20 protein-coding genes are annotated in these 22988 nt (G+C 73.0%); 7 read left to right on the forward strand and 13 right to left on the reverse strand.

What is annotated here, in order from left to right:
* The first annotated feature begins 232 nt into the window (after positions 1–232).
* Entirely contained in the window at positions 233–904 is a 672-nt protein-coding gene (locus ACFYYJ_RS29255) for a pyridoxal 5'-phosphate synthase (protein WP_389136863.1), read from the forward strand.
* Here the strand turns inward: ACFYYJ_RS29255 and ACFYYJ_RS29260 are convergent.
* Genes ACFYYJ_RS29260 through ACFYYJ_RS29280 form a run of 5 tightly spaced genes read right to left on the reverse strand, consistent with a single transcriptional unit; the run spans position 856 to position 6506 of the window.
* Positions 856–2154, reverse strand: a complete 1299-nt coding sequence (locus ACFYYJ_RS29260; protein ID WP_389136865.1) for an MFS transporter — start codon at positions 2152–2154, stop codon at positions 856–858. The two genes, ACFYYJ_RS29255 and ACFYYJ_RS29260, sit on opposite strands and share 49 nt — an antisense overlap.
* The gene (locus ACFYYJ_RS29265; protein ID WP_389136868.1) at positions 2151–3215 is read right to left on the reverse strand and encodes a dipeptide epimerase; all 1065 of its coding nucleotides are present in this window, start codon (positions 3213–3215) and stop codon (positions 2151–2153) included. Before ACFYYJ_RS29265 ends, ACFYYJ_RS29260 begins: the two co-directional genes overlap by 4 nt.
* On the reverse strand, positions 3212–4339 hold the full coding sequence (locus ACFYYJ_RS29270) for a PLP-dependent cysteine synthase family protein (protein ID WP_389136870.1): 1128 nt from the start codon (positions 4337–4339) through the stop codon (positions 3212–3214). Before ACFYYJ_RS29270 ends, ACFYYJ_RS29265 begins: the two co-directional genes overlap by 4 nt.
* On the reverse strand, positions 4336–5205 hold the full coding sequence (locus ACFYYJ_RS29275) for a Rossmann-like domain-containing protein (protein ID WP_389137082.1): 870 nt from the start codon (positions 5203–5205) through the stop codon (positions 4336–4338). The genes ACFYYJ_RS29270 and ACFYYJ_RS29275 overlap by 4 nt, the downstream gene beginning before the upstream one ends.
* Before the next feature lie 26 nt (positions 5206–5231).
* Positions 5232–6506 (reverse strand): ATP-grasp domain-containing protein, encoded by a 1275-nt coding sequence (locus ACFYYJ_RS29280; RefSeq protein ID WP_389136873.1) that lies wholly within the window; start codon positions 6504–6506, stop codon positions 5232–5234.
* 225 nt (positions 6507–6731) lie between these two features.
* Between ACFYYJ_RS29280 and ACFYYJ_RS29285 the strand changes: the two genes are divergently transcribed.
* Positions 6732–7271 carry a GNAT family N-acetyltransferase gene (locus tag ACFYYJ_RS29285; RefSeq protein WP_389136875.1) on the forward strand — a complete coding sequence of 180 codons (540 nt, stop codon included), beginning with the start codon at positions 6732–6734 and terminating at the stop codon, positions 7269–7271.
* A gap of 11 nt (positions 7272–7282) precedes the next feature.
* Here ACFYYJ_RS29285 and ACFYYJ_RS29290 read toward each other — a convergent pair whose 3' ends face one another.
* A complete protein-coding gene (locus tag ACFYYJ_RS29290) occupies positions 7283–8296 on the reverse strand; it encodes a LacI family DNA-binding transcriptional regulator (RefSeq protein ID WP_389136878.1) in 1014 nt (337 codons plus the stop codon).
* Between the two features lie 241 nt (positions 8297–8537).
* Between ACFYYJ_RS29290 and ACFYYJ_RS29295 the strand changes: the two genes are divergently transcribed.
* The 5 genes from ACFYYJ_RS29295 (at position 8538) to ACFYYJ_RS29315 (ending at position 13059) form a co-directional block, all read left to right on the forward strand.
* Complete coding sequence (locus ACFYYJ_RS29295) at positions 8538–9479, forward strand: nitrilase-related carbon-nitrogen hydrolase (RefSeq protein WP_385122973.1); 942 nt, start codon at positions 8538–8540, stop codon at positions 9477–9479.
* Positions 9480–9595: 116 nt separating this feature from the next.
* Positions 9596–10558 (forward strand): 5'-nucleotidase, encoded by a 963-nt coding sequence (locus ACFYYJ_RS29300; RefSeq protein WP_385362948.1) that lies wholly within the window; start codon positions 9596–9598, stop codon positions 10556–10558.
* Positions 10559–10691: 133 nt separating this feature from the next.
* Positions 10692–12197 (forward strand): sensor histidine kinase, encoded by a 1506-nt coding sequence (locus ACFYYJ_RS29305; protein WP_389136881.1) that lies wholly within the window; start codon positions 10692–10694, stop codon positions 12195–12197.
* 8 nt (positions 12198–12205) lie between these two features.
* A complete protein-coding gene (locus tag ACFYYJ_RS29310) occupies positions 12206–12862 on the forward strand; it encodes a response regulator (RefSeq protein WP_385366861.1) in 657 nt (218 codons plus the stop codon).
* Positions 12859–13059: a hypothetical protein gene (locus tag ACFYYJ_RS29315; RefSeq protein WP_389136885.1), complete on the forward strand. Its 201-nt coding sequence runs from the start codon at positions 12859–12861 to the stop codon at positions 13057–13059. Before ACFYYJ_RS29310 ends, ACFYYJ_RS29315 begins: the two co-directional genes overlap by 4 nt.
* 112 nt (positions 13060–13171) lie before the next feature.
* Here the strand turns inward: ACFYYJ_RS29315 and ACFYYJ_RS29320 are convergent, their stop codons facing one another.
* From ACFYYJ_RS29320 to ACFYYJ_RS29350, 7 genes are all read right to left on the reverse strand, one after another.
* On the reverse strand, positions 13172–14038 hold the full coding sequence (locus ACFYYJ_RS29320) for a sugar-transfer associated ATP-grasp domain-containing protein (protein WP_385366859.1): 867 nt from the start codon (positions 14036–14038) through the stop codon (positions 13172–13174).
* Positions 14035–15243, reverse strand: a complete 1209-nt coding sequence (locus ACFYYJ_RS29325) for a 7TM domain-containing protein (RefSeq protein ID WP_389136889.1) — start codon at positions 15241–15243, stop codon at positions 14035–14037. Before ACFYYJ_RS29325 ends, ACFYYJ_RS29320 begins: the two co-directional genes overlap by 4 nt.
* A gap of 158 nt (positions 15244–15401) precedes the next feature.
* Positions 15402–16550 carry an agmatine/peptidylarginine deiminase gene (locus tag ACFYYJ_RS29330; RefSeq protein WP_389136892.1) on the reverse strand — a complete coding sequence of 383 codons (1149 nt, stop codon included), beginning with the start codon at positions 16548–16550 and terminating at the stop codon, positions 15402–15404.
* A 112-nt stretch (positions 16551–16662) separates the two neighbouring features.
* Entirely contained in the window at positions 16663–17832 is a 1170-nt protein-coding gene (locus ACFYYJ_RS29335; RefSeq protein ID WP_385122959.1) for an agmatine/peptidylarginine deiminase, read from the reverse strand.
* 234 nt (positions 17833–18066) lie between these two features.
* A complete protein-coding gene (locus ACFYYJ_RS29340; protein ID WP_389136896.1) occupies positions 18067–19812 on the reverse strand; it encodes a beta-galactosidase family protein in 1746 nt (581 codons plus the stop codon).
* Positions 19813–20052: 240 nt separating this feature from the next.
* A complete protein-coding gene (locus tag ACFYYJ_RS29345; protein ID WP_389136899.1) occupies positions 20053–22014 on the reverse strand; it encodes a glycoside hydrolase family 5 protein in 1962 nt (653 codons plus the stop codon).
* Between the two features lie 123 nt (positions 22015–22137).
* On the reverse strand, positions 22138–22983 hold the full coding sequence (locus ACFYYJ_RS29350) for a carbohydrate ABC transporter permease (RefSeq protein ID WP_385361429.1): 846 nt from the start codon (positions 22981–22983) through the stop codon (positions 22138–22140).
* Positions 22984–22988: the final 5 nt, after the last annotated feature.

Here is a 22988-nt window from a genome sequence, read left to right on the forward strand (position 1 = left end):
ATGGGGCGTGGTGTTCCCCTCGCCGCCCGGCGGCGCGTGACCCCGGCGGTCCGCTGGCGCCTTCGCCTCCGCGGGAAGTGCAGGACTCCCCGTCGGCCGTGAGTTCCTCCAAATCCAGCTACTCAAATGCGGCGACCATTGAGCATCAGCACAAGCATTTGCCAGGTTGTTGTTGCATTTTCGACGCAAATGCAAGATGAGGCTTCGAAGTGTGCTGCGGAGGAGATGGCAGGTGAACGGTGGAAAGCAGAGCGGCAACGTCCGTGGGTGGCTCCGGGGCATCGAGGTCTTCGCGGGCCCGTTGCCGGAGTTCGTACCCGAGCGGGCCCCGGACGACCCGGTCCGACTGTTCCTCTCCTGGCTGTCCGACGCCGTCGCGGACGGCCTGCGCGACCCGCACGCCATGACCCTGTCGACGGTCGACGAGGTCGGCGACCCGGACGCCCGCGTGCTGATCCTCAAGGGCATCGACGCATCCGGGTGGCAGTTCGCCGGGCACTCGTTCAGCCCCAAGGGCAACCAACTGGCCGCCCATCCGCGGGCGGCACTGACCTTCTACTGGCCGGAGCACGGTCGGCAGGTGCGCCTGCGCGGGCAGGTCGCATCCGGCTCGGCCCGGGACAACGCCGAGGACTTCCTGTCCCGGGCGGCCTCGGCGCGCGCCGAGGCCCTGTTGGGCCGCCAGAGCCAGTACCTTGCGGACCCCGCCGAACGGGACCACGCCTTGGAGAAGTCCCTGGCCCTGATCGGCAGGGAGCCCTCGCTCGTCGACTCCGCCTGGACGCTGTACACCCTCGCGCCGACGGTCGTCGAGTTCTGGCAGGCGGCGGCGAGCCGCGTTCACACCCGGCTGCGCTACGAACGGACGGCGGACGGCTGGGGCCGCTTCCGGCTCTGGTCGTGACGGCAGGCCCCGAGAGCACGTACGAGAACGACGGCGGGGAGCGCGGCCGGGTCGGGCAGGTACCGGCGCCGGTGCAGCTGCGTGACGGCCGCCGCCGACGTCAGGCCGAGCGCCGTGCAGCAGGCGTACGGGAGCCAGGCCGGACCGCCGCTCGTGGCGGTGTCCATGGCCCATCCGACCCCCGCGCCGGTGCCCGCCGCGGCCACTCCGGACACGGCGTGGAACAGCCCGTGGAAGGTGCCGGTGAGCTCCGCCCGCCCGAACGCGGGGATGAGTTCCATGACGAACGGCTGGGCGGTCATCAGCCCGAGGTACAGCAGCAGTACGCCGGCGAGGACGGGCAGGAGCCGGGCCACGTCCGTCCCGGCCGCCCCGGCGACCGCCATCAGCGGTACGAACCCGAGGCCTCCGAGGGCGAGCCCGGCGCCGATCCACCGGCCGCGGCCGCCGCCCCGCGCGGCCAGCCGGCGGGTGAGCCGCAGTTGGACCGTGAGGGCGGCGAGGGTCCCGACGACGAAGACCAGTCCGACGGCCCCGGTCAGTCCGGTGGCCTGCCGAGCGGCGTGCGGGAGCAGCAGGTAGAGCTGGCTCTCCATGCCGTACATGCCGACCATGGCCAGGGCGAAGGCGACGAACCGACGGTTGCCGGCGGCCTCCCGCCAGTCGCCCAGGACGGAGCCGGCCGGGCGCGGCACCGCTCGGGCGGGCAGTACGGCGGCCTGGGCGACGGTGAGCAGCGCGAACACCCCGGCCGCGGTCAGCGCCGCCGCCCGGAAGCCGCCGAACAGCAGCGGACCGGTCAGCGCCCCGGCCGTGGCGAACACGTTGAACAGGGCGAACGCCTCGGCCTTGCGGTGCCCCGCCTCCTGGGCGACGTAGGTGCGCACGGCCGGGTTGAACAGGGCACCGGCCAACCCGCTGAGCAGGGAGGCGGCGATCAGGACGGGCAGTGCGTCGCCGAGGGCGAACAGCGAGAAGCCGAGGGTGCGCAGCCCGCAGCCGGTGATGATCACGCCGCGGGCCCCGAGGCGGTCGGCCGCCGAGCCCCCGATGAGGAACAGCCCCTGCCGGCTGAGGTTGCGCAGGCCGAGGACGAGGCCGACCGCGGCCGCCGACCGTCCGAGGTCGTCGGTGAGGTGGCCGGCGAGGTACGGCACGAGCAGGTAGAAGCCGGTGTTGACGCCGAACTGGTCGACGAGGAGGAGCCGTACGGCGGGTGGGAGGCCGCGCACGGCGGCGAGGGCCCTCACGGTGCGGCCCCCGCGGGTATGGCGGCACGGGGCCGCACTCCCAGGCCGTCGCGCGGCGCGGCCCGTACGGTTCCGTCGGTGCCGCCGATTCCGGTCCACGGGTCCTCGGCGAGGAGCAGATGCCCGTCGAGGTCGACCCAGCGGGCCCGGTCGACCAGGTGGACGGCGGGTGCGATACCCAGCGAACTGGCGGTGAGGCAGCCGAGCATGAGGTCGGTTCCGCTGCCGTCGAGCGCGGCGCGGATGCGCAGCGCGGCGCGTACGCCTCCGCACTTGGCGAGTTTGACGTTGACCCCGTGGACCCGTCCGGCGAGGGCCACCGCGTCCTCGTGGGAGACGGCGTCCTCGTCGGCGATCACCGGGATCGGGGAGCGTGCGGCGACCCGGGCCAGGGTGTCGGGCCGGCCTGCCGCGACGGGTTGTTCCACGGCGGTGACGCCGAGGGCCGCGAAGCGCGGCAGCAGTGCGTGGGCCTGGTCCTCGGTCCAGGCTCCGTTGGGGTCGAGCAGCAACTGCGCCGCCGGGGCCTCTTCGCGGACGGCGTGGACGCGGGCGAGGTCCTCGCCCGGATCGGGGGATCCCGCCTTGATCTTCAGGACTCCGAAGCCGGCCGCGGCGAACCGGGCCGCCTGGGCGGCGGCCGTGACGGGCGCGACGATGCCGATGGTGCGGGCCGTCGGCGCGGACGGTGGCATCGGGCTGCCGAGGAACGCGTGGGCGGGCAGACCGGCTCGTTTGCAGATCAGGTCCAGTACGGCGGCCTCGACCGCGGCGAGGACGCCCGCGGGCAGGTCGGCGCCGAGGGGACCCTCGGGGGCCAGTTCGTGCCAGGCGGTCTCCGGGTCCGGCAGTCGCTCGACGGCGGGGCGCAGGGCGTTCAGCCGGCGCAGGATCCGCTCCGTGGGAAGCCCGAGGTACCGGCTGCTGACGGCCTCGCCCCAGCCGCTCGTTCCGCCGTGTTCGAGGGCGACCCAGACGGCGTCGCGGCCGGCCATCACGGAGCGGGAGATGCGCAGCGGCTCCGCCAGTTCCAGCCGGGCGGTGTGCCAGGTGAGTCTCATGCGGCACCTCCGGGGGCCGGGACGGGGACGGCGGGGGACGCGCCGGCGCGCTCCGGGAGGGGGGAGAGGACGCTGCGGCAGCGGGTCCAGCCGTGGGCCTCCGCCGCACGGGGGTGCGGGATCTCCAGGGGGCGGGTGGCCGGGGCGGTGTCGGTCAGTCCGTGGGCGTGGCAGAAGGCGTCGTCGTAGACGGTGCCGAGGTATCGGTGGGGGCCGTCGGGGAAGACGGTGGCCACGACCGCGCCGGGCTCGGCCCGGGCCGCCCATGCGGAGACCAGGGCGACGGCGCCGGTGCTCCAGCCTCCGCTGACGAAGCTGCCGCGGGCGAGCCGGCGGCAGGCGTCGACGGCTTCGACGGGGCCCACCCAGTGCACCTCGTCGAAGATGCCGTGGCGGACGTTGCCGGGGTGGATGCTGCTGCCGAGTCCGCGCATCAGGCGCGGCCGGGTGGGCCGGCCGAAGATGGCGGAGCCGACGGAGTCGACGCCGATGACCTTCAGCCGGGGCCAGCGGCGGCGCAGCGGGCCGACCAGTCCGGCGCTGTGTCCGCCGGTGCCGACGCTGCACACCAGCACGTCCAGGTGGTCGAGTTGGCCGATCAGTTCGGCGGCCATCGACCGGTAGCCCGACGGGTTGTCCGGGTTGTTGTACTGGTCCGGCCAGTACGCGTGCTCGGTTCGGGCCAGGATCTCGCGCAGCCGGGTGATGCGGGCGGCCTGCCAGCCGCCGTGGCGGGCCGGGGTGTCGACGAGCTCCAGCCGGGCTCCGTAGGCGCGCAGCAACTGCCTCATGGACGGTTCGAGTTCGGTGTCGCCGACGAGGACGACGGGGTGGCCGAGGGCCTGCCCGGCGAAGGCGAGCCCGATGCCCATGGTGCCGGAGGTGGACTCCACGACGGGGGCGCCGGGGCGCAGTTCACCGCGTCGGCGGGCTCCGGTGAGCATGGACGTCGCGGCGCGGGCCTTCATCCCGCCGGCGGCGAGGCATTCGAGCTTGGCCCAGAACCCGGGATGCCCGTGGGGCAGGTCGGCGGTGATGCGGGCGAGGGGGGTGCGCCCCAGCAGGGGCAGGAGATCGGGGTTGGCGCCGGCGGGCGCCCTGCGCTCGGGCGGAGCGAGAGTCATGCGTGGTCTCCGTAGCGGTGGATGGTTCCCGGGCCGCCGTCGAGCCAGAAGAACGGGTACGGCTCGGCGGACACGGCGCTCACTCCGGCTCCGAGGAAGCGGGGCAGGACGGCGCTGCCGGTCTGGGCGAACATCACGAGGGGCTTGCCGGTCGCGGCGGCGTGGTCGAGCAGCCCCTGGAAGGTGCCGTTGCCGAGGGTCATGCCGGAGGCGAGGACGGCGCCGCACCGCTCCAGTTGCGCGGCCGTGTCGGTCAGGACGGGCTCGCCCCACTCGGTGGCGCCGCCCTTGAGGTCGCACGGCAGGTACTCCAGTCCGCGCGAACGCAGCTGTTCGAGGAGCGAGTTGACCACTCCGACCACCAGGACCGGACGGTGCTCGACGCCGGACGGGCCGGCGGCGGGAGCGGGCAGCAGGTCGACGACGGCACGGGCCCGCGCCCGTGAGCGGCTCAGCGAGCTCCCGCCCGGCAGCGGATGCGGACGGGCGCCGTGGATCGGGGTGTGCGGGCGTACGTGGGCCAGGTAGGCGTCGAGGGCCGCGATCCGCACGGGCAGCAGCGGGTGGCCGAGGAGGTCGGAAACGGTGGTGCCCACGCAGTCGTCGAGGGCGCCCCCCGGCAGTGAGCCTGGCTCCACGGCGCAGGATCCGACGGCCGCGTCGAGCCGCAGGCTGAGCACCTCGTTGCGGTAGCCGGCGGCGCGGCCCTCGTGGCGGACGGCCTGGGCGGTGGTGAAGGCGAGCGAGATCCGCTCGTGGGCGGGGTCGGGTCCGTACTCCCCCGCGCGGACCAGGTCGAACAGTCCGTCGACGGTTCGGACGGCGGGGTCGTCGTGCGCGCGACCGCGTGTCGCGGGGGCTTCGATTCCAGGTGTGTGAGGGGCCCGTACGGTCACGCGGGCACCACCGGGGCGGGCTCGTAGCGGGGGTGCAGGCCCGAGAGCAGCGCTTCGGCGGCCGCGCGGGCGCCTCCGCCCTCGGTGTCGGCGGTCATGACGTGACCGAGGTACTCGTTGTTGCTGGTGGCGGCCCGCACCGTGCGGCCGGGTTCGGCGAGGGTGAGCTCCAGCACCTCGGGCCGGGCCCGGAGCGCCTGCGCCCCGTCGATGCCGGTGAGGGTGCCCGTGGTGTCCGGCAGCAGGAAGGCGACGGCGGCGCTGCGCACGCCGGTCGTCCGCGGTGCGAGGTCGGGCGTGCGGCCGAGTGCCACGTCGACGCAGGCGGCTGCCAGGTCGACACCCGAGACGTGGCGGACCAGTTCGGTGATGCGGTTGCCCGCCGGTCGCGGGTTGACCTCGACCAACCGGGGCCCGTCGGGCGTCAGTTTGAGCTCGGTGTGGCAGACCACCTGGTCCAGGCCCAGCGCCTCGACCGCCCGCAGTGCGGTCTCCGCGGCCTCCGACGCCAGGGCCCCGTCGATCCCGGCCGGGAACATGTGGCCGGTCTCGATGAAGGCGGGAGCGCCGCCGATGCTCTTGTCGGTGACGCCCACGACGTGGGTGGACCCGCCGAAGGAGACGGTCTCGACACTGACTTCGGGCCCGCCCAGGAGCTCTTCGATCAGGATGACGGGCGCCCTGTCCTGGCCGCGCGCGTTGACCGGGAACTCGGCGAGGGCCTGGCAGGCGCGTTCCAACTCGTGCTCGTCGCACACCGCGCGGACCAGCATGCCGGCGCAGAGGTCCACCGGCTTCACCACGAGCGGGTAGCCGATCCCGCGAGCGGCGGCCGCCGCCTCCCCGGCGCCCTCGCAGATCGCGAACCGGGGCCCGGGGACGTCGGCCGCGGCGAGCGCACGACGTGTCAGGTCCTTGCGGCACGCGGCCTCGACGGCCTCCGGCGCGGGCCCGGGCAGGCCCAACCGGCGGGCGGTCTGCGCGACGGCCGGCAGGTAGTAGTCGCACGAGGAGACCACCCCGTCGAAGCCGAGCACGCCGTGCAGGCCCTCGATCCGGGCGAGGAGGGCGGCCGTGTCGTTCGTGTCCGCCGTGATGACGTTGCGGGCCGTGAGCAGCGGGTGCGGGCCCTCGCCCTCCGGGGCCGAACGCAGGTAGTGGTGCAGGTCGCGGGTGACGAACGTGAACTCGTGCCCCTCCTCGCGGATCGCTCTGGGCAGCAGCCTGCTCATCGACCCCACCCAGCTTTCGATCACCAGCAGATGTCCCACCGGACTTCCTCCCAGACCGCCGTCGGTTCCGTGCGACGCAGACCTTATAGGAAATCGTTTTCATTTCCAATAGGGCTGCTTTCCGGTAGCGTGCGGTCTCCCCGGGACGGAGAGGCGAGTGTGGTGACAGAACCGACGCGAGGACTGACGCGAGGACCGACGCGAGGACTGACGCGAGGTCGGCGGATCGGCCCGTACACGGTGCGGCACGCGAGGAGCGAGGACGTGCCGGGCGCCCGGAGCGTCACGTTGGACACCTTCTACCGGGAGTTCGGCTACGGGTACGTGCCGGACTGGCACCCGGACGTCGTCGACCTCGAAGGCACGTACCTGGAACATCCGCGGCACGCCCTCGTCGTCGCCGCGCGCGACGGGGGCGAAGTCGTCGGCACCACCGCGCTCACCTCACGCGGCCCCGCCCACCCGCCACATCCGCGAAGCCTCGTCGAGCGCCACCCCTCGGGCCGGACCGCGCAGTTGCTGCGGGTGTACGTGCGCCCCGAGCACCGGCGGCACTGCCTGGCCCGCGCGATGGTGCGCACCGCGTGCGCGTTCGCGGCCGCCGTACCCGGGTACGAGCGCGTCTACCTGCACACCAATGTCGACATCCCCGGCACGGAGGGCTTCTGGCGCGGCATGGCCACCGAGGTCTTCGACGCCCGCCCCACCGGCGAGCACGGCGGGTTCGGAACCGTCCACTTCGAGACGGCGCTCCCGACGTCGGGAGGGGACACGGGTCGGCGGATCACCGCGGCGGCGCGGTGACCCCCGCCCCGTCAGACGGACGAGCGGTCGGGGGCGCGGTCGGACGGGCGGACCACCAGTGCCCAATCATGGAGGCGGACCGTGTCGGGCCGAGCCCGGCCGGCGAGGACCTCGCAGAGGAGGGCCGCGCAGGTCCTGCCGTACTCGGCGGGCCGGAGGTCGATCGCCGTCAGGGGCGGGTCGCAGCTGCGTACGGCGATGCCGTCGACGCAGGAGGCGAGTTGGAAGTCGCGGCCGACCGTTCGGCCCGACTCGGCGGCGGCCCGCAGCACCCCGGCGGCGGCTCCGTCGGGGGCGCAGATGACCGCGTCCACGGCCGGCCGGTCGGCCAGCAGACGGCGGGTGTGCTCGGCCGCTTCGGCCGGGGTCGCGGCGAAGGGGACCGTGTGGACGATGACGGACACCCCGCGCTCCGCGCTCCAGGTCTCGGCCGCCGTTCGGAGCGCCTGGGCCCAGGAGGAGGTGGCTTCGGGTGCCAGCAGGGCGGGCGCCACGGCCCCGCGTTCGTGGACGTGGTCGAGGAGCGCGGTGAGGGAGGCCGCGTTGTCGCAGACGACCGCCGCGGTGGGGGTGGCCGTGGGACCCGGGTAGCGCTCGCAGGTGACGACCGGGACACCGGCGTCGAGGAGTGCCGGCACGGCGGGGTCGCCGATCTCGGGGTCGACGACGAGCAGCCCGTCGACCCGTGAGCCGAGGGGGCCGTGCGCCCCGGCGGCCGACCCGAGGAGGACCACGTCCAGACCTTCCTCCTGGGCCCGTTCCACGGCACCGAAGGCGAGGTTCATGTAGTACTCGAGCCGGGTGGCCGTCTGCGGCAGGTACAGGCCGATCGCCCCCGTACTGGCCCGGCGCAGTCGCCGGGCGGCGCTGTTGGGCCGGTAGCCGAGCCGGTCCGCGACCTCCCGCACGCGGTCGCGGGTGGCCTCGGCGACCCGGCCGGAGCCGTGGAGCGCATCGGAGGCGGTGCTCTTGGAGACGCCCGCCGCACGGGCCACATCGATCAGGGTCACGGTACGGGCGGTCACGTTTCCGCATTCTAGGCGGTCATCGACCGACCTTGCCGGAACGTTCCGGCACGTCTACATTTGCTCGTGCCGGAACGTTCCGGCAGGGGAGTGGCAAGCCGCCGCCCCCCTGCCGCGACCGATCCGCCGTTACACATGCCATCCCGGCTGACGAAACTTTCAGTCAGTACGGATCGGCGCATCGTTCCGCGAAGCCCGCGAAGCCCCGCGAAGACCCGACACCCTCGAAGGCAGTCCGCCCGTGACCTCGTACTCCGTCCTCACCTCCTACGGCTCCCCCCTCGGCTCCCCCGGCCGCACCAAGCCCGCCGAACGCGAACCGCTGCGCGTCGGCCTCGTCCAGATGCGCTGGCACGCCGATCCGGCCGAACACGACGCCCACCTGAGCGAGGGCGTCGCCCTGGCCGCCGCGCAGGGCGCGAAGGTGGTGTGCCTGCCGGAGCTCACACGGAGCCCGTACTTCTGCAACACCGACGACCCGATGGCCGACGGCGCGGAACGCTGGCTGGAGGACGTGGAGACCGGCCCCACGGTCCGGCTGATCGGCCGGCTGGCCACCGAACTCGGCATCACCGTCCACGCCTCCCTGTACGAGCGGGCCGCGGACGGCGGCCTCGGCTACAACACCGCCGTCTGCGTGGACTCCGACGGCAGGCTCATCGCCCGGACCCGCAAGAACCACATCCCCGCGTTCCCCGGCTACCGCGAGGACCTGTGCTTCCGCCCCGGCGACAGCGGCTTCCCCGTCATCGCCCACGAAGGCGCCCGCTTCGGCTTCCCGACCTGCTGGGACGAGTGGTTCCCCGAGCTCGCCCGCGCCTACTCGCTGGCCGGGGCGGACATCCTGGTCCACCCCACCGCCATCGGCTCCGAGCCGGACCTGCCCGACTTCGACACCCGCCCCATGTGGGAGCACGCGATCAGTGCGAACGGTCTCGCCAACGCCCTGTTCGCCATCGTGCCGAACCGCGTCGGGACCGAGGGCGGCTCCACCTTCTACGGCTCCTCGTTCATCTCCGACCCCTACGGCCGGGTCATGCTCCGCGCCCCGCGCAACACCCCCGCCGTCCTCGTCGCCGACCTGGACCTCGACCAGCGGCGCGACTGGCTCGAATTCGGCCTCATGCGCACCCGCCGCCCCGAGCTCTACGGGGCACTCACGCTCACCGACCCGACGGCCTGACGGCGACGGCACGGCTCCCGGGCGGGCAGGACGCCGCCCGGTGCCGTACGCGTTTCGGCGCATTCGAGCCGGTGATAACCCTCTCGATACCGCACGTGCGCCGGCAGGGGGGTGTGATGAAGTACGACCTGTCCGACCGCCTCGTCATCGGGATCGCCTCCAGCGCCCTGTTCGACCTCACCGACGGCGACACGGTGTTCCGGGAGCAGGGCGAGGACGCGTACCGGACCCACCAAGAGGACCATGTCGACGACGTCCTGGCCGCCGGGGTCGCCTTCCCCTTCGTCCGGCGCCTGCTGTCGCTGAACGACCTCGCGGATCCCGTCGATCCACTGGTCGAGGTCATCGTCCTTTCGCGCAACGACCCGGACACCGGGCTCCGCGTCATGCGCTCGATCGCGGCGCACGGCTTGCGCATCAGTCGGGCCGTCTTCCGCCAGGGCCGGCCGTCGCACCGGTTCATGCCCGCCCTGAACATGTCCTTGTTCCTCTCGGCCAACGGCTCCGACGTCCGTGAAGCGGTGGCCGAAGGGATGCCGGCGGGGCACGTGCTCGCGACGGAACGGGTCGACGACGACACCGACCGGGAACTCCGCATCGCCTTCGACTTCGACGGCGTGGTCGCGGACGACTCCTCCGAGCGGATCTACCAGGACGCCGGCATCGCCGAGTTCCGCGCGCACGAAGTCCTCAACGTGACCACCGCCCACGACCCCGGCCCCTTGAAGGACTTCCTCGCGGGCATCAACCGCATCCAGCGCCGCGAGGACGAGGAGCGCCGCAGGAATTCCGACTACCGCCCCCGCCTGCGGGTGTCCCTGGTCACCGCCCGTGACGCCCCCGCACACGAACGTGCCGTGCGGAGCCTCAAGCAGTGGGGACTGCGCGTCGACGACGCCTTCTTCCTCGGCGGCGTCGACAAGGCCGCCGTGATGCGCGCGCTCGATCCGCACATCTTCTTCGACGACCAGGTCGCGCACCTGAACGGCACGGCGCCGGCCACCCCGAGCGTCCACGTGCCGTTCGGAGTCGTCAACGCGCCCCCTCGCGCACCCGGACCGGCCGAGGACCGGCCGTGACCCGCTGGGCAAGGGGTGCGAGGGCCGAGAGGGGTGCCAGGGCCAATATTGACTGAATCTTCAGTCGAGGAGAGGATGCGGACAGGCCCCTGGTCGACGTCCCCCTCCCCCGCACCGCCGAAAGAGCCACCGCATGTCCGCCGAACGCCCCGGCGCACGGGCCGCCGACCCGCCTCGGCGGCTGCCGCCCGCCCTGCTCCGCCTGCTCGGCGATCTGCTGCTGATCGCCGCCGTGACACTGACCGTGACGGTCCTCTTCCGGTGGACCGACAGCTGGGGCGTCCGGGGGCTGATCGGTCCCGTGGCGTACTACGCGGCCACCGTCTGTGCGGCGGTGGCGGTGCTGTTCCGGCGGCGGTGGCCCTCCGTCGCGCTCGCGACCGCCGCGGCGATGGTCGCCGTCGAACCGCTGACCGGCGGGGCGTTGGTCGCCGCGGCCCATGCGGCGGGGTCCCGCTGGTCGGACCTGCGTCACCGGTCCGTCCTCGCGGCGGTGAGCGTGACGGGGCCCGTGGTGGTCACCGCGGCGATCACGGCCGGCGCGGGCGGGCCGGTCCGCGAGTACCAGGCCATGGTCGTGCTCGTCACCGGGATCGTGTGCGGCGCGCTGCCGGGTCTCGTGGGCGCGCTCGTCGGTCAGCGCGAGCGGCTACTGAGCGCGCTGTGGGAGCGCAACGCCGTCCTGGAGCGGGCTCAGCACTCGGCGGAGGAGCAGGCCAGGGCGTGTGAGCGGGCCCGGATCGCCGGCGAGATGCACGACCTGCTCGGCCATCGGCTGAGCCTGGCGGCGCTGCACTCGGGCGGGCTGGAGCTGGCGGGCCGGGCGGGTTCCCCGGAGATCCAGCGGGCCGCCGTGCTGGTGCACAGCACGGTTCGGGAGGCGATGGACGAGCTCCGGGGCGTGCTGGGCGTGCTCCGGGCGGGCGACGCCGCGACCGGGGCTCCGGACCCGCTGACCCCCGCGACGGGCACCCACGCGGACGTGACCGCCCTGGTCGGCGAGTCCGCCGCCGCCGGCATCCCGGTGGACCTGCGCTGGACCGGCGGGGACCTGGTCGACGCCGCCCCGACCGCCCGGCGCGCGGTCCACCGGGTGGTCCGGGAGGCCCTGACCAACGTCCACAAGCACGCCGGCGGGGCCCCGGTGCGGGTGACCGTCCACTGCGACACCGGCGAGGTACGGGTCGACGTGCACAACGGGCCTCGGCCGGCGGGCCGCCACGCTCGGCCCGCGGGCGGCAACGGGCTCGGGCTGGCCGGTCTGCACGAGCGGGTGCGCCTGCTCGGCGGTTCGCTGAGGGCGGCCCGCACCGGCGAGGGCGGTTTCAGCGTCGACGCCCGCATCCCGCTGGACGGCGGCCCGGCCGCCCCGCGCACGGCAGCCGACCCGGCAATGGGGCTCGGCGTACTGGTCGGAGCGCAGGCGTGGCCGAGCCGGGCCGCGGCGAGCGCGGTCATGCTGCTCGGCGTGGTGGGCGCGGTCGCCCTGCAGTTCCTGACGCTCTCCTTCGTCCCCTTCCCGGCGGAAGGGGGACCGGAGGACTTCGAGCGGCCCGGGGTCTCCGTGGAGGACGACGCCCGCCACGACCCCCTCGACCCCGTCGAGCCCCTCGTCCCGATCTCCTTCCACACACCGTGAGGCCTGCCGTGATCCGTGTTCTCCTCGCCGACGACCAGGACCTGGTGCGTGCCGGGATCCGGCTCGTCCTCGGGCATGCCGAGGACATCGAGGTGGTGGCGGAGGCCTCCTCCGGCCACGAGGCGGCGGAGCTCGCCGTCCGGCACCTGGTGGACGTCGCCATGCTCGACATCCAGATGCCGGGCTCCGACGGGCTCGACGCGGCCGAACTGATCGCCGCCCGGGCCCCGTCCGTCCGGGTGGTCATGCTGACCACCTTCGGGGAGGAGGAGTACGTGGCCCGGGCGCTGCGGGCGGGCGCGATGGGGTTCATGCTGAAGGACAGCACCCCGCAGGAGCTCATCCAGGCCGTCCGTACGGTCGCGGGCGGTACCCCCATGGTGTCGCCGCGGATCACCCGGCACCTCATCGACCGGTACCTCGAATCGGACGAGGAGCAGGCGGATCCGCGGCTCGACCGGATAGCGGCCCTCACCGGGCGGGAGCTGGAGGTGCTCGCCATGGTCGGTACGGGTGCCTCGAACGCGGAGATCGGAAGGCGGCTGCACCTCGGCGAGGGCACGATCAAGGCGTACGTGAGCCGGATGCTGACCAAGCTGAGCTGTGCCAACCGGGTCCAGGCGGCCCTCCTCGCCCGCGACGCCCGGCTCCGCCCCGACCGGTGACCGACCCACCGGACCGGGACCGGGACCGTCAGGGCCGCTTCGACGCGCTGGGGGACGGTGCCGGGGGCACGGTCGGCGATGCGGACGGCCGCCCCGACGGCACCGCGGACGGCGACGCGGACGCCTTCGTGGACGGCGTCACCGACGGCGTCACCGACGCCGGTGCGGACTGCCCGCCGGCCGGGGCGTCCCGGTAGGCGTCGTGGTCGGACGCGGGCCGGGGCGGCTCCGCGCGTACGGCGCTCATCGTGAGGAAGGCACCGGCGACTCCGGCGACGACGATCTTGGAAGCCAGGGCGAGCCCTCGCATCAGTGCCTCCTGTGCTGGTCGGAAGACGCGGGCGCCAGACCGCGTCCCGTGACGTTCTGGATCTGGAGCCCGGGCCGGGCGTTGACCTCGAGGATCAAGGGGCCCCGGCCGGCGTCGACGACGATGTCGGCGCCCAGGTAGCGCAGCCCGGTCGCCTTCGCGCAGCGGCGGGCCGCGTCGAGCACCTCGGGCCAGTGCGGGACGCTCGCGCCGATCAGGGGTTCCCCGGAGTCGGGGTGGTGGTCGGTGGGTTCCTTGCCGACCAGGGCGTGGGTGATGCGGCCGGTGGCGAGGTCGACGGCGGCGCCGATGGCCTTCTGGTGGAGGTTGGCCCGGCCGCCGCTGAACCGGGTCGGCAGCCGCAGCATCGCCAGCTGCGGCCGGTCGCCGCGGCAGATCACCCTGATGTCCGGCAGGCCCTGGTGGGAGAGCCTTTCGAGTTCCGGGTGGGCCCGGATCAGCGGCTCGAACATCGCCCAGTCGTTGGGTCGCGGGGAGAACTCCCCGTCCAGGATGCGCCGCAGATGGTCGGTGACGGTCTCCCGCGCGATCCGTTTGCCGGAGGAGGAGTACCAGGTGTTGCGGCGTCGGCCGAACGACAGCAGGATGCCGTTCCCACCGAGGCTCTGGTTCGGTTTCAGTGCCCACGCGTCGGGCAGGCCGGCCCAGTCGAGGGAGGCGATCTCCCGCCGGGAGCGCAGCAGGCCCACGGTCGGCGAGGTCGGTGCGCCGACTGCTGCCAGGGCCTGCTTGGTCGCGTACTTGTCGTTGACCAGGCGGATCGCGGACGAGGGGTTCTGTTCGGAGATCCGGGCGTTGCGCAGGTTCATGCCGAGGACCGGGTCCCAGCCGCGGAGCCGGATCACGCGGCGCCTCCCTGCGCCTTGGCGGCGGGGGCGAACCTGAACAGCTCGCTCAGCCGCAGGCCGCGGTAGGTCCCTACCAGCACGGCCCACAGCGCGCAGACGCCCGCCAGTTGCAGCGGTACGACCTCCGCGAGGTGGCGTACGAACGGAGTGAGGAGCAGCAGCGCCACCAGGACGGCCGTGCCCATGGTCACCGCGGCCCCGACGAGGGCCGAGCGGGCGCCGTCGAGGTCCCACTGCTCCCACAGGCGTTCGGTGATGATCGAGGTGACGACGACGGGCAGGGTCATGCCCCAGGAGTCGGACAGGCCGAGGCCGCCGAGGGAGAGCTGGGCCGCGATCAGGCCGGAGGTGACCACGCCGATCAGGACGCCGAGGCGGGCGACGCGCGGCAGGTGCAGGCGGCGCAGCAGCGGTTGGATGACGAATCCGAGCGCGAACAGCACGAGGGTCAGGGGCACTCCGAGGAGCAGTCCCGACTGCGCGTAGGCCAGGGCCAGCAGGACGGGGCTGAAGGTGCCGAGGGCGTTCAGGCCGACGACCACCCGCAGCAGGACGATGACCAGGGCGGCCAGCGGCAGCAGGGCCATCATGGACACGGGGTCGATCGCGGGGGCCTTGGCGAACAGGATGCGCAGGGCGGACGGGGCCTTGGCGGCGTCGGGCTGGGTCAGCAGCCGCTTGCCGACGACCACTTGGAGGCCCTGGACGTCCTGCCGGCCGAGCAGGACCGGCGTCTCCCGCTTCGAGCGGTTGTTGACGGTGGTCTTGGCGACGAACGACCGGCCGGCGAGGCGCACCGTGGAGTCGACGACGGGCCGCTGTTCGCGGCCGAGCGCGGAGGCGACGGTGACCTTGGGGGCCGCCTTGAGGTCGAAGCCGAGTTCCTTGGCCAGCTTGGTGTCCATCGAGGACGCCGACGCGCCGGTGTCCACCATGGCGAGCACTTCGAGCGTCTTGCCGTTCGGTCCGCTGACCCGCACCATCTCCCGTTCGCCGATCACATCGGGCGAGTGGCCGAGGTTCCGGTCGGGTGAGCCGAGGACGCCGAGCAGCAGTACGCCCAGCGCGGCGACGGCGGCCAGCACCTTGAGGAGCACGGGCGTCTTCCCCCGGTCGCCCCGGTGTTCGCCGCGCGGTGTGCGGTCCGCGGCGGCCTTCCCTGCTTCGTCCGTACGAAGGTCATTCACATGAAGGTCGTTCACGGGACCAGCTTTGGCGAGCGGGAACGGCGCGCAGTAGTGGCGATCGGCCCGGCGGGTGCAACGAAAGTGCACAGTCGTCGGCGTCCGGAACGAGAATGACCGCAGCCCGGCCCCACGTCGTGCGACGTGGGGCCGGGCTGCGGTCGGAAGGGGGTCGATCAGCCGATCGCGGGCTGGTCGTGGGTGGCGCAGTGGATGCCGCCGCCGCCGGAGGCGATCGCGTCGATCTTCACCTGGACGATCTCGCGGTCGGGGAAGTGGTCCTTCATGATCTGCTTGGCCCGGTCGTCGGCCTTCGCGTCGCCGAACCGGGGCAGATAGACGCCCTTGGCGCCGATGTAGAAGTTCATGTAGGAGGAGACGAAGGCGTCGCCGCGGCCGGTGATCCGGTCGGGGTCGGGCTGGGAGAGTTCGATGACCTCGATCTTCTTGCCGCGCGCGTCCGTGGCGTCCTTGAGGACGGACTTCGCCTGGTCCGCCGAGCGCGACCACACGTCGGCCGGGGTGCCCGGGAAGGCCTTGTCCAGCAGTACGACGCCGGGTGCGACGAAGCGCATCAGGCAGTCGACGTGCGCGTCGGTGACGTCCTTGCCCTTCACGCCGGCCAGCCAGATCACCTTGGTCACGCCGAGGGCCTTCTTCAGCTCCTGCTCGACCTGGTCGCGGCTCATGCCGGGGTTGCGGTTGGCGTTGACCACGGAGCTCTCGGTGAGCACCAGGGTGCCTTGGCCGTCGGTCTCGAAGGAGCCGCCCTCGGCGACGATCGGGGTCTCGACGCGGTCGAGGCCGTACTTCGCCAGCAGCGCGCGGGAGACCTTGGCGTCGTTGGCGTGCTCCTGCTTGTTGCCCCAGCCGCTGAAGTTGAAGTCGACGCCCTTGACCTTGCCGCCCTCCTCGACGAAGACCGGCGCCGTGTCCCGGGCCCACAGGTCGTCGACCGCGAGCGGGATGACCTCGACGTCGTTCCCGCAGGCCTGCTGGGCCGCCTCCTCCTGGTCGGGGCGGGCCATGAGCACCACCGGTTCGCGGGCGCCGATGGCGGCGGCGAGTCCGGCGATGTCCTTGCGCACGTCGTCCAGCTGGTCGCCCCAGACGTCCTCCGACGCGGGCCAGGACATGAACGTACGGGTGTGCTTCTCCCACTCGGCGCCGAACCGTCGGCCGTTCGCCCCTCCGGGGCCGGTGGCCTGGCCGCCGTCCTGCTCCGGGTCGTCGAGCTCGGAGCAGGCGGTCAGACCGAGGGCGAGCACGCTCGCGCCCGCGATGGTGCGCATCATGGCGCGGCGTGACAGGGCGGGATTCGACAAGGGGTCCTCCGGAGGGTGAGGGGAGAGGGGAAGGGAGGGGCGGCCGGGACGCGCACCCGGCCGGGCCGGCGGAGCGGTGCGCCGGCGGTGGCCAGGGGTCAGGGGTCAGGGGTCAGGGCATCGGCTCGTGCATGGTCGAGCAGTGGATGCCACCGCCGCCGCCCATCAGGCGGTCGACGTCGAGCTGGACGACCTCGCGGCCGGGGAAGGCCGCGGCCAGGGTCCGCCGGGCGGCCTCGTCCTTGGCCCGGTCGCCGAACTGTGCGGTGATCACGCCGCCGTTGACGAGGACGAAGTTCAGGTAGGAGTCGACGAAGGTCGAGCTCTTCGAGCGGACGGTGTCGGGGCCGTCCACCCGGATCACCTGGAGCTTGCGGCCACGCGCGTCGGTCGCCGCGGAGAGGATCGCGAACTGCTCGCGGGCGTCGCGCGCCCACACGTCGTCGCGGTCGGCGGGCGGCAGTTGGACCATCACCACGCCGGGGCGGACGAACCGCGAGGTGACGTCGACGTGGTCGTCCGTGATGTCCTTGCCCTTGATTCCGGGCAGCCAGATCATCTTGTCCGCGCCGTAGGCGTCGAGGACGGCGTCCTCGATCTCGGCGCGGCTCATGCCCCGGTTGCGGTTCTTGTTGACCAGGCTGCTCTCGGTCGCCATCACCGTGCCGTCGCCGTCCGTCTCCACGGCCCCGCCCTCGCCGACCAGGTCGGCGTAGGTGAGCCGCAGGCTCCGGCGGCGGGCTACGCGCTCGGCGACCCGGGCGTCGTCGGTGTGGATCTGCTTGTTGCCCCAGCCGTTGAAGTTGAGGCAGACCGCGTCCAGGGCCCCGTAGCCGTCGCGGCGGAAGACCGGGGCGATGTCGCGCATCCACAGGTCGTCGGTGGGGATCGCGGTGGTCACCTCGACCTGCGGGCCGCACATGCTCCGCGCCTCGCGGGCGCTGTAGTCGTCGGGGACGCACATCACGACGGGCTCGAATTCGGCGATGGTGCGCGCGATCAGCGCGATGTCCTCCTGTACGCCGGCCAGCTGCCGCCCCCACACCGACTTCCGGGACGGCCAGGACATCCAGGTCCTGGCGTGGGGGACGTCATCGGCGGGCACCCAGGGGCGCGCTCCGCCCGGACGCGGCGCGGCCGAGGCGGAGGACCCCGTCAGCGCCCCGGCGCCGAGGGCGAGGCCGGCCGCGCCGATGCCGGCCGCTCCCAGCAGGCGTCGGCGGGAGGGCAGGAAGCCGAGCAGGTGGTCGCCGAGCGAGCGCTCGTCGCGGTGTTCGGTCATGGCATCTCCAGATCAAGTCGACCATCGCCGGGTCGGTGCCGCCATCGCGGGCGTGGGGGCACCGGCCGGCCAGGGCTCCAGCCCTGACCTCACCCTCGCACTGACTGAAACTTCAGTCAAATTCGTCGACCTGAGTGACCCCGGCGCACCCGATCCTCGGCGGATCCCCGCACGCCGTGCCGTGAACGCGGTGTGCGGGGAGGGCTACCGGATGGTCCGGGGTGATCGCCGGGCTCAGTCCTGGGCGGGACCCCGGTCGGGTCGGTCCCGCAGTTCCACGGTGCGGACCGCGGTCGCGTGGAGTTCCAGGACGGTGATCTCGTTGCGCCCGGCACGGAGCGCCGGCGCGGGTACGTACAGGGTCGCCTGCGGGCCCCGGGACCAGTAGCGCCCGAGCGCGAAGCCGTTGATCCAGGCCTGGCCCTTGGTCCAGCCGGCCAGGGCGAGGTGGCCGTCGGCGGGCCGGTCGACCTCGAAGGAACCCCGGTGGAAGGCAGGGCCCACCAGCGGTGCGGCCGGGGCGAAGGCGATCCCGTCCGGGGAGTCCAGCGGCAGCGGCCGGCTGCTCCACTCGGCGAGCGGCGCGCCATTGACGGTGATCGTGCCGAGCAGGCCCTTGCGGTCGTGGACACCGGGTCCGTAGTTCACCCGGCCCTGGTTCTCCACCAGGACCACCAGGCGCGCCCCGGGCCCGGGGCTGGTGAAGGCGAGGGCGTGCTCGTGGTGCTCCCGCTCCAGTACGCCGACGGGCTGCCCGTCGACGAAGACCTGGGCGCGGTCGCGGACCTCGCCGATCCGCAGCACGGTCGGCCCGGCGGCCGGCAGGGACGCCTCGTACAGCACGAACCCGAAGGACTGACCGAGCTGTTCCATGGTCAGCGGACGGTCACCGAGGACGGCCTCGCCGAACAGCCGCTCCTGCTGGAACAGGCCCGCGCAGTGGTCGAGTTCGACGGTGACCGGGGCGAGTTTCCGCGCCCTGGTGGGAACGGTCGCGTCGGGAACCGGAGCGTGGCGGGCGATGACCTCGCGGAAGGCCTCGTACTTGGGGGTGGGGTCGCCGGCCTCGTCGAGCAGCGCGTCGTAGTCGTACGAGGTGACGGTGGGACGGTAGGTGCCCTTGTCGTTGGCGCCGTTGGTGAGGCCGAAGTTGGTGCCGCCGTGCAGCATGTAGATGTTGACGGAGGCCCCGGCGGACAGCAGCCGGTCCAGGTCCGCGGCCGCGTCGGCGGCGTCACGGGTGGTGTGTGCGGCACCCCAGCGGTCGAACCAGCCGATCCAGAACTCCGAGCACATCAGCGGCCCGGTCGGCTGGTGCCGCCGCAGCGCGTCGAGGCCGGCCTCGACCCGGCTGCCGAAGTTCACGGTGCGGAGCACGCCGTCCAGGCCGCCGCGGGCGAGGTCGCCGGGCTGGTCGCAGGTGAACAGCGGGACGTCGACTCCGTGGGTGCGCAGCAGGCCGGCGAGGTCGGCGAGGTAGCCGGTGTCCTCGCCGAAGGCGCCGTACTCGTTCTCCAGTTGTACCGCGACGACCGGCCCGCCGGCGGTGGACAGGTACGGCTTCAGCGGCGGGAGCAGGGCGGCGAGGTAGCCGTCGACGGCGGCGAGGAAGCGGGGGTCGCGGCTGCGCAGGGCGATGTCCTCCTCGGTCAGCAGCCACGAGGGCAGGCCTCCGCCCTCCCATTCGGCGCAGATGTACGGGCCGGGCCGAAGGAGGACGTGCAGGCCCTCGGCGGCGGCGAGGTCGAGGAAGCGGGGCAGGTCGAGACCTCCGTCCAGCCGGAACTCGCCGCGCCGGGGGGCGTGGAGGTTCCAGGGGACGTAGGTCTCGACCGTGTTGAGTCCCAGCAGGCGTGCCTTGCGGAGCCGATCGGCCCACTGCTGCGGGTGGACGCGGAAGTAGTGCAGTCCGCCCGAGAGGATGCGGAACGGTCGGTCATCGAGGCGGAATCCGTCCTCGGCGATCTCCAGTCGGGGCATGCCGGGTGCTCCTAGCTGTGCGTGCGGGTGCGGAGGAAGGGGTCAGGTCGTCTCTTTCGGATCTTGCCGGTCAAGCCCGCGTCGTCCGGTGCCGTGCATCGGCGCGTTGGGCGGGGCGCCCTTGTACTGGACGTACTGGGGTGCCCCGCCAGGGCGGCGAGGTGCGGTGCCGGGCGGCAGGGGGCACCTCCCAGCCCCCTGGGGCTGGGGGAGGGCCAGGCACGATCCGGAAGAGACGGCCTAGGCGAGGGGGCGGCAGAGCAGGGCGTCCGGGACGCCGTAGTGCAGCCACTTCCAGGTGAAGGCCACGCCGGCGAGGTACTCGTTGTCGGCGCACTGACCCTTGTAGTGGCCGGGTGCCCAGTCGCTGGCGTTCGAACCACCGGTGGCGGGCCGGTTGTCGCCGTGGTCGAACCAGAGCACGCGCCCGGAGGTGGGCAGGGCGGTCGCCGCGGGCGCGCAGAGCAGCGCGGACATGGCGTTGCCGTTCACGCCGTAGCCGACCGCGAAGGTGCGGTCCGGGCACTGGAGCTTGTTGTATCCGCCCGCCCAGTCGCCCCCGGTGACGTACCGCTCGTCGGTGACGACGGTCCAGGCGCCGGCGCCCTTCGCGGGCTGGTTGACGTCGGTGCACAGGCCCCGGCTGTCGCTGCGGCCGAGGCCGACGACGCGCTGGGTGTCGGGGCAGTTGCCCTTGCGGTTGCCGGGCGACCAATCGGGCTTCGCGAGCATGGTGGCGGAGACGTCGTAGTCGCCGTAGTCGAGGTTGAGCATGTTCCAGCGCGGGGTCGGGTCGACCTGGCCGGTCTTGCCGGGGGCGCCCACGAGCTTGTTCCAGTCGGTGGCGCGCCAGTCACCGGCGTCCATGACGCCGAGCCGCGTGCCGTCCGCGCGGTAGTTGACCATGGCCCAGTTGTCGTTCGGCGTGCCGTTCGCGTCGCTCCAGCCGACCAGCGGCCAGATGGCGAAGTCGGTGTCGTTCCGCACCATGATGTCGGTGAAGTTGGTGAACCAGGCGCGTTCGCGGGCGTCGACGTCCCCGCGGCCGGCGGCGCCGAACTCGCTGATCCACACGGGTGCGGTGAAGTGCTGCCCGGACCGGGTGACGAACAGCGCCTGGTCGTCGACGACCTGGGCCAGCTGCTGGGGGGTGAACTCCTCGTAGCGCGGGTCGTGGGTCTCGCCCGTGCCGGTGGCGCCGGTGTGGTTCGGGCCCGTGTAGCCGTAGAAGTGGGCCGCGTAGACGAGCTTGTCGGAGCGGACGAGGGTGTTGGAGAGGGTGGCGACCGGGGTGAGCGTCGGACGACCGTGGGGGGTGACGTCCGTCGGGATGCCCTGCCAGTTGATGCCCTCCATGACGACCAGCATGTCCGGGTCGGCCTGGAGGATCCTGTTGCCGGCGTCTTCCAGGGCCTTGTTGAGGTCGTGGTCGTTGCCCCAGCCCCAGTTGGGGTCGTTCCAGGTGTCGCGGCGGACCTCGTTGCGCAGGTCCGCGCCGACGACCCGCTTGTCGGCCTGGTAGCGCTTGACGAGGAACACCCAGTCGTCGATCCACGCCTGCGTGGACTGGCCGCTGTTCCAGCGCTCGTTGCCGTCCAGGCCGCAGCAGAAGCGGTAGCTGGTGGTGTGGTTGTTGAGGATGACGGCGAAGCCGTCGGCGGTCAGGGCCGCGACGACCGCGTCGAACACCTGGAGCGGTGTCTTGCCCTTCAGCTGCGGGTTGGCGGCCACGGCCGAGTCCGGGACGACGCTCGTGTCATGGAGCAGCGCGTTGGCGAACGGCAGTCGGACGCTGTTGAGGCCCATGGCGTGGAAGTCGGCCAGGATCCGGTCGATCGGCGTGCGGTCCAGGCCGAGCGGGAGGTTGTGGGAGTTCTGCCGCGCCTGGTGGTTGGCCACGTCGCCGACGTCGCCGCTGCCCTGCCAGGTGCCCTGGGCGCCGGCCCAGTTGCCGGACTTCAGCTTGAAGCGGTTTCCGTCGGCGTCGACGACGTACCGGCCGCGGGTGGAGAGCGGGCCGCGCCAGGAGGCGGCGAGCTGTTCGCCCGTCAGGGCGACGGGGGCGGACGCGGTGGCCGACGCCGGGGCCGCGGCGACGGCCTGCGCCCCGGGAACGGCCACGGCGGCGGCGATCAGCGCCGCGGTCGCGAACAGCGTGCGCAGGCCTCGTGTCACGGACCTCGGTGACCTTGCGGATCTCATGGGGGTTTCCCTCCGGATGGAGTGGGGTGAGGGAGCGGGGTGGTGCGGTGGAGATGCGGTGCGGCGGTGCGGACCCCGGACGGGAGCTCCGGGGGGGATCGGGGAGGCCGGGCCCGGTTCGGGTCAGCCCTTGAGACCGCTCGTGGCGATGCCCTCGACGATGTAGCGCTGGGCGACGAGGAACATCACGACCAGGGGCGTGATGGTGACGACGGCGCCGGCGAAGAGGCCGGGCAGGTTGATGGTCTGCGAGGTGAGGAAGGTGGACAGCGCGATCTGCGCGGTCCAGGCGGACGGGTCCTGGCCGACGACCAGGGGCCACAGGAAGGAGTTCCAGCTCTCGATGAAGGACAGCGCGCCCAGCGACGCCAGCATCGCGCCGGAGCTGGGCAGGGCGATCCGGCCGTACAGCCCGAGCCAGCCGAGGCCGTCGAGTCGTCCGGCCTCCTCGATCTCACTCGGGAACTGGAGGTAGAAGTTGCGGAACAGCAGCACCGCGAAGGGGTTGAAGAGCCCGGGCGCGATGATGCCCCACAGCGTGTTGACTCCCCCCATCGATCCGACGACGACGAAGGTCGGTACGAAGGTGACCGAGCCGGGGATCATCAGCGTGCCCACCACCAGGGCGAGCAGCACCCCGCGTCCCCGGACGGGGATCCGGGCGAGGGCGTAGCCGGCGGCGGAGGCCAGGAGCGTGGAGAGCGGCGCGGTCACGGCGGCGATCAGCAGCGAATTGCCGAGGGCGCGGCCCATGGAGACGGTGGGGTCCGAGAACAGGGCGGTGAAGTTCTCGAAGTGCGCCGCCCGGGGCCACCACGTCCACTCCGGGGACGTCAGGCTCCGGGAGTCCATGAGGGAGTTGCGGAGCATCAGGTAGAAGGGCGCCAGGAAGGCCGTGGTGAGCAGGCCGACGAGCAGACCGCGGGCCAACAGGCGTGCGGTCCGGGAGAGTCCGGGCAGGGTGATCACGCGCT

This window comes from Streptomyces sp. NPDC002467 (assembly GCF_042889825.1).
GTDB lineage: Bacteria > Actinomycetota > Actinomycetes > Streptomycetales > Streptomycetaceae > Streptomyces.

Coding starts and splice junctions, on each gene's coding strand:
- ACFYYJ_RS29265 (WP_389136868.1), bottom strand. CDS start 3,215: ATGAGACTCACCTGGCACACCGCCCGGCTGGAACTGGCGGAGCCGCTG.
- ACFYYJ_RS29270 (WP_389136870.1), bottom strand. CDS start 4,339: ATGACTCTCGCTCCGCCCGAGCGCAGGGCGCCCGCCGGCGCCAACCCC.
- ACFYYJ_RS29300 (WP_385362948.1), top strand. CDS start 9,596: ATGAAGTACGACCTGTCCGACCGCCTCGTCATCGGGATCGCCTCCAGC.
- ACFYYJ_RS29305 (WP_389136881.1), top strand. CDS start 10,692: ATGTCCGCCGAACGCCCCGGCGCACGGGCCGCCGACCCGCCTCGGCGG.
- ACFYYJ_RS29335 (WP_385122959.1), bottom strand. CDS start 17,832: ATGACCGAACACCGCGACGAGCGCTCGCTCGGCGACCACCTGCTCGGC.
- ACFYYJ_RS29340 (WP_389136896.1), bottom strand. CDS start 19,812: ATGCCCCGACTGGAGATCGCCGAGGACGGATTCCGCCTCGATGACCGA.
- ACFYYJ_RS29345 (WP_389136899.1), bottom strand. CDS start 22,014: ATGAGATCCGCAAGGTCACCGAGGTCCGTGACACGAGGCCTGCGCACG.